9 protein-coding genes are annotated in these 13,882 nt (G+C 34.1%); all 9 read left to right on the top strand.

The window, feature by feature from the left end; all coding sequences use genetic code 11:
* Positions 1-20: 20 nt before the first annotated feature.
* Entirely contained in the window at positions 21-1,112 is a 1,092-nt protein-coding gene (locus tag ACXAG4_RS00315) for a glycoside hydrolase family protein (RefSeq protein ID WP_475294093.1), read from the top strand.
* A 7-nt stretch (positions 1,113-1,119) separates the two neighbouring features.
* Positions 1,120-4,290, top strand: a complete 3,171-nt coding sequence (locus tag ACXAG4_RS00310; RefSeq protein ID WP_475294092.1) for a glycoside hydrolase family 2 TIM barrel-domain containing protein — start codon at positions 1,120-1,122, stop codon at positions 4,288-4,290.
* Between the two features lie 28 nt (positions 4,291-4,318).
* The gene (locus tag ACXAG4_RS00305) at positions 4,319-6,409 is read left to right on the top strand and encodes a hypothetical protein (RefSeq protein ID WP_475294091.1); all 2,091 of its coding nucleotides are present in this window, start codon (positions 4,319-4,321) and stop codon (positions 6,407-6,409) included.
* Positions 6,410-6,504: 95 nt separating this feature from the next.
* Complete coding sequence (locus tag ACXAG4_RS00300; protein ID WP_475294090.1) at positions 6,505-7,623, top strand: glycoside hydrolase family protein; 1,119 nt, start codon at positions 6,505-6,507, stop codon at positions 7,621-7,623.
* A gap of 2 nt (positions 7,624-7,625) precedes the next feature.
* Positions 7,626-8,747, top strand: a complete 1,122-nt coding sequence (locus ACXAG4_RS00295; RefSeq protein ID WP_475294089.1) for a glycoside hydrolase family protein — start codon at positions 7,626-7,628, stop codon at positions 8,745-8,747.
* A 32-nt stretch (positions 8,748-8,779) separates the two neighbouring features.
* Entirely contained in the window at positions 8,780-10,474 is a 1,695-nt protein-coding gene (locus ACXAG4_RS00290) for a glycoside hydrolase family 2 protein (protein WP_475294088.1), read from the top strand.
* Positions 10,462-11,709 carry a glycoside hydrolase family 16 protein gene (locus ACXAG4_RS00285; protein ID WP_475294087.1) on the top strand — a complete coding sequence of 416 codons (1,248 nt, stop codon included), beginning with the start codon at positions 10,462-10,464 and terminating at the stop codon, positions 11,707-11,709. The genes ACXAG4_RS00290 and ACXAG4_RS00285 overlap by 13 nt, the downstream gene beginning before the upstream one ends.
* 54 nt (positions 11,710-11,763) lie before the next feature.
* Complete coding sequence (locus tag ACXAG4_RS00280; protein WP_475294086.1) at positions 11,764-13,047, top strand: glycoside hydrolase family 117 protein; 1,284 nt, start codon at positions 11,764-11,766, stop codon at positions 13,045-13,047.
* Complete coding sequence (locus tag ACXAG4_RS00275; RefSeq protein WP_475294085.1) at positions 13,040-13,870, top strand: hypothetical protein; 831 nt, start codon at positions 13,040-13,042, stop codon at positions 13,868-13,870. Before ACXAG4_RS00280 ends, ACXAG4_RS00275 begins: the two co-directional genes overlap by 8 nt.
* Positions 13,871-13,882 lie beyond the last annotated feature (12 nt).

The following is a 13,882-nucleotide window of genomic DNA, read 5'->3' as shown; positions in this document are numbered from 1 at the left end:
CTTGTATGTCATTTTTAAAAATGGCATGCCAGAAAAAAGATGAGTTGAATTTAGGAGCTATGGTGCAACCAGTTTCTGAAAAACACAAGTTTATTAGCGAAGATTACCATATATGGGGAGCCTCAGTAGTTAAAGGTGATGATGGAAAGTATCACATGTACTATTCTAGATGGGAGTATGAATTAGGGCATATGGGTTGGGTTACAGATTCTGAAATTGCATATGCGGTTGCAGATAAAGCTGAAGGCCCTTATGCGCACGTTAACGTGGCGTTACCTGCTAGAGGAAAAGAATTTTGGGATGGCACAACCACACATAATCCTAATATAGTTAAGAAAGATGGAAGGTACTATTTGTATTATATGGGATGTACTTCTCACGTTAAAGCAGTTCAACCAACATCTATGAAAAATAAAGACTGGTGGGTTTATAGAAATAATCAAAGAATTGGGGTAGCATGGTCTGATAATCCTGAAGGCCCATGGAATAGACTTAACGAACCTGTTATAAGTGTAAGTAATAACCCAAATGCTCCAGATGCACTTGTTGTCACAAACCCAGCCATAAATGTGGGGCCAGATGGCAAAATGTTTGCAGTGTATAAAGCAGTAGCAAAGACCAAAGATTGGAAGCCTGTAGATATGGAAAGTGATGATACTTGGAAGGTGTCAAAAGGAGGTAATGTACGTTACATGGCGGCATATGCTGATAATCCACTTGGGCCATTTACTAAGTACGAAGGAACAATATTTGAGTTGAAAGGCGAGGAAGAAACTCATATGATTGCAGAAGACCCATATGTATGGAGTCAAGACGGGAAATACTATGCTTTGGTAACCGATATAAAAGGAGCTTTTACAGGAGATTATGGCGCCATTGCTCTTATGGAATCTAATAATGGGAGAGATTGGGTACAGTCAAAGTACCCTATGGTAGTACCTGGCAAAATTCTGAAAGAAGATGGCACAAGAACAGAATATAAAATTGAACGTCCACAACTATTGGTGGAAGATGGCAAACCAACTTTCTTATTTGGTGCTTTAGGTATAACAGTAAACGGAGTTCACAGGGGGCATGCATGCAACCTTAGAATTCCACTTAAATCGAAATAAAAATAAAATGAAAAACTCTTTTCTAATTCTAATCACAATACTGCTAGTAGGCTGCAACCAAAAAAAAGTCATTATTAATAATGACGAGCTTTCATTAAATGGTAATTGGAAATTTTATACCATTTATGGTGAAGGTTCTAATTATTTAAACATAAAGGAAACAGAAAACGACATTATTATTGATAACAAAAGTGAAAATATAGAAATAAAGGGGCAGTGGAGAACTGTTACATCTGCTCAAAGAAGCACACATTTTTATAGAGAAGATTACTTAGCTCATAACTTTACTAATACAAATTTAGGAGGCGGTAATAAAGAAGACGATTCGCACGTAAGATATTATCCAAATTTTAAAAAATCAGGCTATTTTGAAGCATTTACGTGGTATCCCTTTGGCTCTCACATGACACCTCAATATAATATAAAGCATGCAGAAGGAATATCTACAAAATATTTAAATCATAGAATATTTTGTAATGAATGGATAAGCCTTGGCATATTTAAATTTAATAAAGAAGATGAAAATTATGTTGAATTAACTGCAATAACAAGTGGAGAAGTTGCTGCCGATGCTGTTATGTTTAGAGAAATTTCCGAAGAAAAATACCTAAAAGCAAAACAAGAACCTAAACAAGTTTATAAAACAGATTTTGATGATAGCAAATGGTACAATTTAAAAGTACCAGGTCATTGGGGAATGAATAATGATTTTTCTAATTACACCGGTATTGGTTGGTATAGAAAAACCATTAACCTTCCTTCAGGTTGGTCTAAAGCCTCAGATAATCGTTATTATTTAAAATTCGGAGGTGTGTATCACGTATCAAGAGTATACCTAAACGGTAAGTTTATTGGCATGAACAGAGGAGGTTTTACTCCTTTTGAATTTGATGTAACCAACGCTTTAAACTATAATGGCGAAAATGTTATAGCAGTTCAAGCTGATAACAGTGCCATTGTAAGCGCTACTTGGAATTGGGGTGGTATAATTAGAGAAGTCACTTTAACTAAAAACAAAGATGTTAGAATAGATTATCAATATATTCACGCTGAACCTGATTTAAAAACAGGTACTGCAGCGTTGAAGCTAAGAGTTAAAATAGAAAATAACTCAAACCAAAAACGAACACTAGCAATTACTTCAAAAATATTTGATAACAAAGAAATTGGCTCATTAAATAAAACCGTAGATATTGAGCCAAATGCAGTAAGTAATTACCATTTAGAGACAACATTAAGTGCCGAAGATGTTGAGTTGTGGCATTTTGATAATCCTAAACTTTACGAAATCAAAACAAGTATTTCTGAAAATGAAAATATTTTAAATGAAAAAGCAGATAACTTTGGTATAAGAAAAATAGAATTAACTAATTCTAAAATGCTTTTAAACGGAGAGCAAGTGCGTTTAGCAGGGTTTAATAGAGTTAGTGAGAGTAGATATTGGGGCTCATCTGAACCCACAGAAGTTTTAGAAAGAGACATAGATTTAATGAAAGAAGCAGGCGCTAATTTTATGCGTATAATGCATGGAACACAAAACAAAAAGCTTTTTGAAATTTGTGATAGAAAAGGTATTATGCTTTTTGAAGAAATAAATGTAAGAGATTTAGATAATGATGAGTTTAGGGCTCAATACTATCCGGTGTCTCAATTTAATAATGAAACAAGTGTTAGCGTTAATTCTGAAACACAAGAGGTTTTGGTTCTAGACGAACCTTATGTTTTAACAAAATCTGCCGTAGAAAGTAAATCTGAAGTAGCCAATAAAAACTATTTCCTTGCTAAGTATTGGTTAAAAGGTATGATAGAGCGCGATATTAATCACCCAAGTATAATAGGCTGGAGTGTTGGTAATGAATTAAATAATCATTTTGAATACGGAAAAGCAGCTATAGATTATGTTAAAAAAGAATTAGACCCGTATAGGTTAGTTGTGTGTGTAAGTAACTCAGGGCAAAAAGAAGAATATACACCAGAAACAGATCCAAATACTTTTTCTGATTTAATAATGCACAACATGTACACGTGGCAAGGTGAACCACAAGAAATTTTAAATACCTTAAGAGAAAAATGGCCTAATAAACCTATTTTTCTTTCAGAGTATGGTTTTGGTCCTTTCCCTTCTACCGGAGTTGATGTTGATGATCCTGTAATTTCCAAATGGATGCAACATTTTAGAGGCAAAAACAATTTTGTAATAGGTACATCATTATGGACATTTAACGATTACCGTAGCGGTTATGCTGGTACAACAGCCGAAGAAAACAGGGTTTGGGGTATCATAACAACATGGAGAGAAAAAAGACGCTTGTTTAACAGAATAAAAAAAGAACACGCACCTGTTCATGATATTAATATTACTAACGTAAATTTTGATGATAATAAAGCTGATATTCTTATACCAATTAAAAGTAGAGCAAATTATCCTAGTCATAATATGTATGGATATAAACTAGAATATCAATTTAAAAACACTAAAGGTAAAACAGTTTTTAATGAAAGTTTAAAATTACCAGATTTAAAACCAGAAGATGGCGAATGGAAAGGGCAAATATCTTGGAGTAAATTACCAGATGATATTCTAGATTTAACGGTAAGTTTAGTAACGCCAACAGGCTATTCAAGGTTTGATAAAACCATATCTTTTAAAAATGCAATAACGCCAAAAATTAAAGAAATAATTTCAGGTAAAAATAACTTTAGAATATTTTTTGATAAAGTTCCTAATGCTACCGAGTATTATTTAGAGTACCATTTAGGTAATAATCAAAATATAAAAACTACAGCAAGTACAATTGATAATTATATTGATGTTGAGGTGTTAAACAACAATGAAAAAGCGTTCACATTTAAACTTTTCGCAGTTAATGATAAAGGAGTTAGTACCCCTTCAAAAGAAGTAAAAGCAACATTAAGTAATAAAATATTACCACCTATTGTTTGGGATGCATTTATAACCAATAATAAGCTAGTAATTGGTTATTCCAGTCATGAAGATGATAGTAATTACATCGTAAAATATGGTGCTTCAAAAGATAATTTAGACAAAGAATTTACCTCAAATGTAAGAGGTATGATGTCAATTGATTTAAGCGGAGAGAAAGCAGTTTATTTAAAAATAAAAAGAAAGAATAGCGGACAAGAAAGTAATTGGTCCAATATTGTAGAGGCAAAATAATAGTACCTCATAAATAAACGTAATTAAGATGAAGAAGATAGTTTATATTTTAGCCATAATTAGTTTAATTGTTTCTTGTTCTAAAAAAAACGATAAACAAGACATAAAAGAACTAGCGGTTATTAATTCTAAACTAAAATTAGCTGAGGTAACATTAAAACCAACCTTAAAGAGTGACAATATAAATATACCAGAAGGTTACTCGGTTAAGGCTAATGACAGTGTGCAGATAATAATTTATCCAGATCAATTGCTTGAGTTAAAAAGTGGGAGTTTTGTTAAAAATAGTCTGGATAGGTCGAAGTATTTCACCACTATGGGCACACTACAAGGATCCAGATATACAAACCCTCAATGGGAAATGATGAAGCCCACAAGATCCCTGGGACCACATTTAACTGGAATAGACAAAAATTACAAAAAAAATAAACTCATCAAGAAAAAGGTTAAAGAAGTCACGCAAGGGTCTATAAAAAGACTTAAGGAAGGATTTAAATCAAATCAGGACTTTAAATGGGCCATTGCAGGAATTTCGAGAACATATCCATCCTGGATGAGGAAATCGGGAGATGTATACGACGCTGTAGAAAATGAATATTTTGAGTTGGCAGCCTTACAAGTCAGTGCATGGCTCGATGAGTTGGAAGCACACAATGTACCTTTACCTACTTGGTACACCGTACAGAATGAACCCAAACAAAGCTGGGATATTTCTAAAATTGGGGAGTTTCACAAGATTATGGCCAATTCTATACAGAAAAAACATAAAGACGTACAAGTTTTTGGGCCTTGTTGGGCATGGACTTTTCCAGGAAAAGATTTGGGTTATTGGCATAAGTTTTATGCTGACTTTATCGCGGCAACTCAAAATGCGTTGAGTGGCTACGATTTGCACACCTACTCAAAAGGATATTGGGCGTATGATTCCATTAACTACAAAGGAAATCGTAATGACATGACCAAAAAACAAAATCATCCCAGTTTGTTCAAAGGCATGTATAACGGAAATGAAACTGTTTATGATTTTGGTACTTTAGAGAGTCAATTGAATATGATTCAGGCTGTACAGAATACCTTGTACAATGTTGGCCCAAAACCCGTAATTATTTCAGAATACGGAAGACAATCCATTTCACCACAATTTGGTCCTTGGGAGAATGACTTTAAATTTTTCCTGTATATGACGACTGTAATCCGGCAAATGATGCTATACATGGACCAACCAGAGGTGCAGTTAGCCGTACCTTTTATTCTTTCGCACAGCGACTTTGGTTATGCACCAAACAGAGGTCAGGCCGTTTACAATTTGGAAAATGACCCTAATAATAAAAAGCATAGTATAACCCCGTTTTTACAATTCTATAAATATTTTAAAGATGTAAATGGTGAAAGACTGTATTATGAAGAAAAAACGTCTCAAAAGAATTTCAGTAATTACGAAGTCTTAAGAGATGGGAATTTCATTTACCTGATGGCTCATTATGGTAAAACTATTGGAGAGTTCACTCTTAATTTAGATGTAACACTTGATGGTATAGATAACGATAACATAGCGGCCATGGAAATAAAGCGCCTAAAATGGGAAGGGGAATATCCAAAACCGCATAATAGTGTGGACTTCAGTGGTAGTCTAATCATTGATTCTGATTACAAATCACTCGCATCATTAAAAAATATTAACATTAGTGGTGAAGAGACTGTAATAGTAAGAGTGAAACTAAATAATGCTACTCAACCAGTATTTAAAGTGGTAGAGGAAGCTTTTTATGCAAATGGGTACCTAGCCAAGGTTCAGAAGGATGCTCCTCACGAAATGAAGTTTGATTTAAAAGATGCTTCGGCAAATGCTTCAAAGTGTTTTGTAGATGTTGCCTTAGCTGTAGATGAAGGCATGAATGATTCTCCAAGTTTTAACTTTAACGGAAAAGACTTAGGGAAAATTCTTGACTACAGGCATACAGCGGGAATTACAAAATACAATGCAGTAGAAAGAGTGGAACTTCCAATATCTTTTTTGAAGCAAGGCGAAAATACTTTGACTATTGAGTTTGACAAAAGTGTTTCGAATAATGACATCTATGTGGTTTCAGCTAAATTGATTGTACAGACTGAGCAGTAGTTTGAGAATTGTTACAATACTTGAGAATAGTAAAGACTGATTGTCATTAGTGGTACTATTTAAAGATTAATACTTGTTAAATAAAAACAATAAATATGAAAAGACTTGTTAGTATAATTACTATTGCCCTTGTACTAATTTCCTGTGGAAAGAAAGAAAGTAAGCAGGAAATAAAGAAACAGGCGGTCATAGATTTGCAATTAGAATTGGGTAAGGTATCTCCAAAATCGGTATTTGTTAATGATACTATTAGTATTTGGGGAGGTTCTTTAATAAAAGGAGAAGATAGTCTATATCACATGTTCTATTCCAGATGGCCGAAAAATTTGGGTTGGGAATGGTTGACCTATTCAGAGATTGCGCATGCAACTTCCAAATCACCTTTCGGTCCATTTACTCATCAAGATGTGGCCTTACCTATGAGAGACCATTCAAAATGGGATGGAACTACAACTCATAACCCTACAATTCACAAATTTAATGGTAAATATTACTTATACTATATGGGAAATACCGGAGATTTAAAAACACCTAGCATTCCAGGTAAACCCGCATTTAACTGGATACATAGAAATAATCAACGTATTGGGGTTGCTGTATCTGAAAGCCCTAACGGACCTTGGAAAAGGTTTGATGAGCCAGTAATAGATGTGTCTCCTAACAACGATGCCCATGATGCATTAATGGCATCTAATCCATCTATTTGTAAAATGCCCGACGGAAAATTTTTAATGGTGTATAAAGCTGTTGGAAAAAAGAGAAAACTTCCTGGAGGTGGTCCTGTAGTGCACTTAGTTGCCATTGGAGATTCTCCTACAGGTCCATTTAAAAAGTATCCAGACCCTGTCTTTACAATGCAGGGAGAAGATTTTCCAGCCGAAGACCCATATATATGGTATCAAGATGGGAAATATAGAGCTATCGTAAAGCGTATGGGGTCTAATGATGGGAAAAGAGAAAAGTCCTTAATTCATTATGATTCCGAGGATGGGATTCACTGGAATGAGGCTAAATATTTTCTAGTGTCTGATAAAACCATTACTTGGGAAGACGGGTCAAAAACAAAGTTTGAACATTTAGAAAGACCACAGTTATTTTTTGAAAATGGGAAAGCTGTAGCATTATTATGTGCTGCAGATTCACTTGATGTGAATAACGTATTGCATTCGTTTAATATTCAAATACCTCTTAAAATTACTAAACATACCAAATAAACATGAAAAGACTTTTAAGTGTAATTATTATTGTACTTGTTACTATCTCTTGTGGAAAAAAACAAGACAAACAGGGAGCAAAGAAGGAAGCTGTTATAGACTACCAAATTGAGTTTGAAAAAGTATCTCCAAAATCAGTTTTTGTAAACGATACAATGAGTATTTGGGGCGGTTCATTAGTTAAAGGCGAAGATAACCTTTACCATATGTTTTATTCAATTTGGCCTAAAAACATTGGTTGGGAATGGGTTAATTATTCTATCATAGCTCATGCCACCTCAAAGTCTCCATTTGGTCCTTTTGAATATAAAGGCGATGCTTTACCAGATAGAGGCACTAAATTTTGGGATGGTTCCACAACACACAATCCTACGGTACACAAATTCAACGGTAAATATTACCTGTATTATATGGGTAATAAGGGCGATAAAAAAATTGTTAGCGTTCCAGGAAAACAAAAAATAAACTGGGTACACAGAAACAATCAAAGAATAGGTGTGGCTGTTGCAGATACCCCAAATGGCCCATGGAAACGCTATGATAACCCCGTTTTAGATATTACATACAACGATTCTTTGGCACACGATGCGCTTATGACATCAAACCCCTCAGTTTGTCAAATGGCAGATGGTAAAATTTTAATGGTTTATAAAGCTGTTGGAAAAAAAGGAAAAATGCCAAATGGTGGACCAGTAGTGCATATGGTAGCTATAGCAGACTCGCCAATAGGACCTTTTAAAAAATATCCAAACCCTGTGTTTACTTTTGAAGGAGAAACCTTTCCTGCAGAAGATCCATACATTTGGTATCAAGATGGGAAGTACCGCGCTATTGTAAAGCGTATTAAACATGAAGGAAAAAAACGTGTATTCTCTTTGGTTCATTATGATTCTGAAGACGGCATAGAATGGAATCAAGCCAAACATTTTGAGATATCAGACCGTACAGTAACATTCACTGATGGTAGAAAAATAAAATTTGACCACCTTGAGCGTCCGCAAGTGTTTGTTGAAAACGGAGAGCCTGTGGCGCTTTTATGTGCTGCCGATACTATTGATGTTAATAATGTACGTCATTCATTTAACATTCAAATTCCTTTAAAAATTACTAAGCATAAAAATTAATAGCCGTGAAAATTCAAATGTATCTTTTTTTAATGTTTGTTGTTCTATTTAGTTGTAATAACACCCAAAATGACATTGTAGGAAACCGTATATCCTTAGACGGAACATGGAATTTTTACGCTTCAAATGATGTGAATGAAACAGAAGTTTTAACACAAAGCACCATAAAATGGGATACAATACAAGTTCCTGGAAATTGGGATACTCGTGAACGCTATTCAGAATATGTTGGAAAAGCATATTACCAAAAAGAATTTAGTTTACCTAAAAATTGGAAAAGCAAACAAATAAGATTAAAATTTGATGCGGTTTATGAAACTGCCAAAGTTTGGTTAAACGGTAAGTTTTTAGGTGAACATGTAGGTGGTTATACACCTTTTGAGTTTAATATAACAGATGAAGTACATTTTCAAAAATCTAACTCTGTGGTTGTTATGGCTAATAACACTTATAAACGCGGTGCTTGGTGGGCATGGGGCGGTATCAGTAGAGACGTTTCTCTACTAGCCAATAATAATGTTAGAATTGTTTACCAACACATTACTTCAGAGCCCGATTTTGAGACTAATAAAGTTAACTTCATTATTAAATATAAGTTAGAAAACAACGGAGCGGAACAAGCTTCTGTAAAAATAAATTCAAATATAGCAGGTATTCATAAAGATTCTCTATCTGTAACTATAGATAAAAATGACGAAGCAGTATCATATTTAAAGTTTGAAAAACCACTTTCTGATGTAAAATTGTGGCATTTTAATCATCCTAATTTATATGAATTACAAAGCACTATTTCAAAAAATAATGATCAATTAGATACAGCTTCTGATAAATTTGGAATCAGAAAATTTAAAGTTCGTGGTGAACAATTCTTCTTAAATAATGAAGCCGTTAGAATGAATGGCGTAAATCGTGTACATGACCATCCCGCCTACGGAAACACAGAACCAGATCATTTAGTAAAGCAAGATATGCTTGATATTAAATACAACTTAGGATGTAATTTTTCTAGGTTAATGCATGCTCCGCTTTCAAAAAACATATTAAAATTATGCGATAGTATTGGTTTTTTATTAGTTGAAGAAATTCCTGTTTGGGGAGAAAAAGACCCAAATTCAGTTCCTAATAACCCTGTTACAAAAAGATGGTTAGAGGAAATGGTAGAGCGTGATTATAATCATCCGTCAGTGGTTGCTTGGAGTGTTGGTAATGAATTAAGAACTGTTGAACCTAAATGGGGAAAACAACATCTTACTAAAGACCAGTATGATTATGTAAATGAAATGATTGATTATGTTGGAACATTAGATAAAACAAGACTAAAAACCTACGTGAGCAACACATCATATCAAGGTGGCGAAATAGGAAATGAACCTTATGAAAAAGTAGATTTTTTATGTGTAAACAGCTATGGGCATGCCATTAAAATTCTGGAAAAAGTACACGATAAGTTTCCTGGAAAGCCAATGTTTATTTCAGAAATAGGAAAAGGTCAAATTGGTCCAGCACCCGATGCCGTTTTGCATGATGACCTCGCTACTTGGTTAAAAGAACTAAAAGAATACCCTTTTATAACAGGCGTATCAATTTGGAGTTATAATGATTACAGAAGCAACTACAAAGGCACGCCAGAATCTGGTTTTAGAGAATGGGGTATTGTAGATGAAAGACGAAACAAAAAGAAAGCATACAATCAACTTAAAGAAGCATACAAAACATGGGAAAATTAATTAATATTTGTTTAATTGTATTGAGTATATTGTTTTCAAGTGAGGTTGTGGCTCAATTACCATCTCATATTGAAGACAATTACAAATTAGTTTGGGAAGATGATTTTAATTACAAAAATGCGAAATTAGATAAAAATTGGGAGTCGCAAAATGGACCAAGCGGACATATTTTATGTAGCCGTTGGCGAGAAAATGCTGTAGTTAGAAATGGCGAATTACACTTAGATATAAAAAAAGAAAAAAGAGGCGGACAAGAATGGACGGCAGGAAATATATGGACCAAGCGAAAGTTTAAATACGGCTATTTTGAATGTAGATATAAGTATGCAGGAGGTGAAGCCACCAACAATTCATTTTGGTTAATGACCAAACCAAGAAAAGAACCTAAAGAAGGCAAAATTTTTGAAATTGATATTAATGAAGGTCATTATCCAAATGAAATTAGTACCAACATTCATAATTGGTCAGATATTACAGTAAACGAAAAAGGAAAAAAAACGCATCCTAGTTTTAACCAAATGTTCTTTTTTGGTACAAAACCAGAATATTCCATTCAATTAGAATTGCCAGTTGAAACCCAGAAAGTACGATTTGTTTCAAACAATAGTTCAAGGTTTAACCTTGGTGAGTTTAGAATTTATAATGTTATAGAATCTGGAGAATACCCTGAAGTGTTTTCTCAAACAGCAGATACTGATATTGAAGGTTTAGTAAATCATGCTAAAGCAACTAATGTTATAATTACCTCTAGCGGAGCTTCTAACCCAAAAGCTACAACAACAAAATTAGTAGATGGAAACCCTTATTCGTCTTGGGCAACTCAAAACGAAGGTCAAAAGTGGGTAGAGTTTTCTTGGGATAAACCTATTAAAATTGGTTGTGTGCAATTCACCAATGGTTGGAGAGATAAAAATAAAAACTGGCATGGTTTAGTGCCTGAATATAAAGTACAGTATTTAAAAGATGGGCAATGGCGAGATATATCTGTGCTTGATGCTACTAAAACCAATGATTTTTCTAAAGAGTTCCATACATACGGTTTAGAATGGACTGAGGATGAATTGGTATTTTACTTTGATGGCAAAGAATTACGACGAACCAAAAACGAATTCTGCCATAGCGAAGCCCCAATTTGGTTAAGTTTAGCTCTTATAAAATGGCACGGAACAGTAAAAGATGATTTAGATGGCAAGAGTATGAAAGTAGATTATGTAAAATATTATCAAAAGAAATAAAAAGAACTAAAATTTAATAAAGAAGATATAATGCAGAGAACTAAACTAATTTATTTGGCAATAATATCACTATTGATAGTTTCTTGTAACCAACAGGTAGACCATAAAGAGCCCAAAGAAGAAACAAACAAAGAAGAACAATCTTTAGAAGATTTAGAAGGATATCCTTGGGAAATACCACAAACAAAACCAGATCGTCCTTTAAGTGCTGCAAACGAAAGATTGTATGATAGATACATGGCGCCAAGGCCTCAAGATAACGAACTGTTTTCGCAATTTAGATATACCGAACTAAAAGGTTTTGATTATAATAATGGTGATGGTACTGTTTCTAGAAGAGACCCTTCAAAAATTATTAAAGAAAATGGTAAATATTATGTATGGTACACCTATAGAAATACCGCAAAACCTCCTGTTGGTTTTACCAATGCCCATTTATCTACAGACAAAATACCTTCAACAGATTGGGATTTGGCAGATATTTGGTATGCAACATCTAAAGATGGAATTACTTGGGAAGAACAAGGACCAGCAATTAAAAGGCCTGAAAAACCTGCTTTAGGATGGCGTTCGGTAACTACCACAGATATATTAAAATGGGAAGGAAAATACTATTTATATTTTCAAGCGTTTAATGAAGCTAGCGGAACAAAAGGAGATCATTGTCCTGTGGCTGCGGCTTATGCAGATTCACCAGATGGCCCTTGGACTATTGTAGATCAAGAAATTATTCCAAATGGAGCACCTGGAACTTGGGATCAGTATTCAATTCACGATCCGTATCCGTTAGTTTATAAAGGTAAAGTTTACATCTATTATAAAGCAGCTTATGGTGTTCGTCCAGAATATTTAGTAGCAGCAGGTTTAGCAATTGCAGATAGCCCATTAGGCCCATTTAAAAAGCACCCTTTAAATCCTTTGTTTAACTCAGGGCATGAAACAGCAATGTTTCCTTTTAAAGAAGGAATTGCGGCGCTTATAACTAGAGATGGTAATGAAAATAGTACTATTCAATACGCTCCAGATGGCGTAACTTTTGATATAGCTTCTGTTACTGCACTTTTACCTTTTGCAGCAGGCGCATATATTCCTGATGCTTTTAATAGTAACGGTAATGGTAGAGGAATTACATGGGGAGTATCTCACTTTACAGGTCACCAACCAACAGCAGGAAAAAGGAAAAAATATAGTTTCTTATCGCGTTTTGATTGTGATTTGAGTTTAGATTTAAATGACCCAGAATTGAAATCTACACGTCTTTATTTAGATACAGATGTGTTCTTTTCTAGAAAATTATCAAAAAAGCAATTAGAAAGAATAAAAAATACCAATGAATAAGAAAGCCACTATAAAATATCTAATAGTATTATTAGGTGTTTTTGCATTTCAAAATTTGAAAGCCCAAGAACCACCTAAAAAAGTTAGAGCTAAATATAAATCTAAAATTGACTGGAATATATCGGACAATTTTAGCTCACTAGATAGAAGTAAATGGACTTTTAGAAGACCAGATAAATTAACTGGTGATAGCGAAAAATATGTAAGTATAGTAGATAAATCATATGTAAGTATTCATTGTGATGTGTCCGATAAAAAAGGAGGTGGTATCTCTGGTTTAAACTACTGCCGTTTTGGTTTTTTTGTGACTAAATTCAGAATTAGAGGTATTGAAACTAACGGGCCCAAATCTCACACGCATCCTGCTATTTGGGGGTATAGAAATAATATGGGCGTAGAAAACAGAAATGCCCCAGTTGAAGGTGATGATTGGATGGAGCTAGATTGGGTAGAATACTTCGCATGGAGTAAACAAAATTGTTGGGATATTGATGCGCCACCGAATTTAGATACCAAAAGACATAAAGAGTTAATAAGTGTTATGCTAGAGCATGATGTGAAAACTAAATTTGGAGATTGGGAAGTTGTAGGCTTAGAGTTTCACCCAGACTATATGCAAGCCTGGGAATTTGTTAATGGTGAATGGCAAAAATTAGGTAGAAAAGTGCCTGCAGGAAAAGAACAAAATCGAGATGTTATGAAAAATACATGCTTTCAAAATATGCACTGGATTATATCAAACGGCTATTTCGGTCATAAAAATGGATCGGATGATGATTCTTGGCTAGATGTAGATTATTTCCATTATTATCCCTTAAAATAAATAAAAATTTAA

Source organism: Seonamhaeicola sp. ABD4_175 (genome assembly GCF_056160885.1).
Note: the sequence above shows the minus strand (reverse complement) of the source record. Positions and strands in the feature narration are given on the sequence as shown.

What these genes read in the sequence shown, in the direction of transcription:
- ACXAG4_RS00315 (WP_475294093.1), top strand. Translation starts at nt 21, where the DNA reads ATGGCATGCCAGAAAAAAGATGAGTTGAATTTAGGAGCTATGGTGCAA.
- ACXAG4_RS00310 (WP_475294092.1), top strand. Translation starts at nt 1,120, where the DNA reads ATGAAAAACTCTTTTCTAATTCTAATCACAATACTGCTAGTAGGCTGC.
- ACXAG4_RS00305 (WP_475294091.1), top strand. Translation starts at nt 4,319, where the DNA reads ATGAAGAAGATAGTTTATATTTTAGCCATAATTAGTTTAATTGTTTCT.
- ACXAG4_RS00300 (WP_475294090.1), top strand. Translation starts at nt 6,505, where the DNA reads ATGAAAAGACTTGTTAGTATAATTACTATTGCCCTTGTACTAATTTCC.
- ACXAG4_RS00295 (WP_475294089.1), top strand. Translation starts at nt 7,626, where the DNA reads ATGAAAAGACTTTTAAGTGTAATTATTATTGTACTTGTTACTATCTCT.
- ACXAG4_RS00290 (WP_475294088.1), top strand. Translation starts at nt 8,780, where the DNA reads ATGTTTGTTGTTCTATTTAGTTGTAATAACACCCAAAATGACATTGTA.
- ACXAG4_RS00285 (WP_475294087.1), top strand. Translation starts at nt 10,462, where the DNA reads ATGGGAAAATTAATTAATATTTGTTTAATTGTATTGAGTATATTGTTT.
- ACXAG4_RS00275 (WP_475294085.1), top strand. Translation starts at nt 13,040, where the DNA reads ATGAATAAGAAAGCCACTATAAAATATCTAATAGTATTATTAGGTGTT.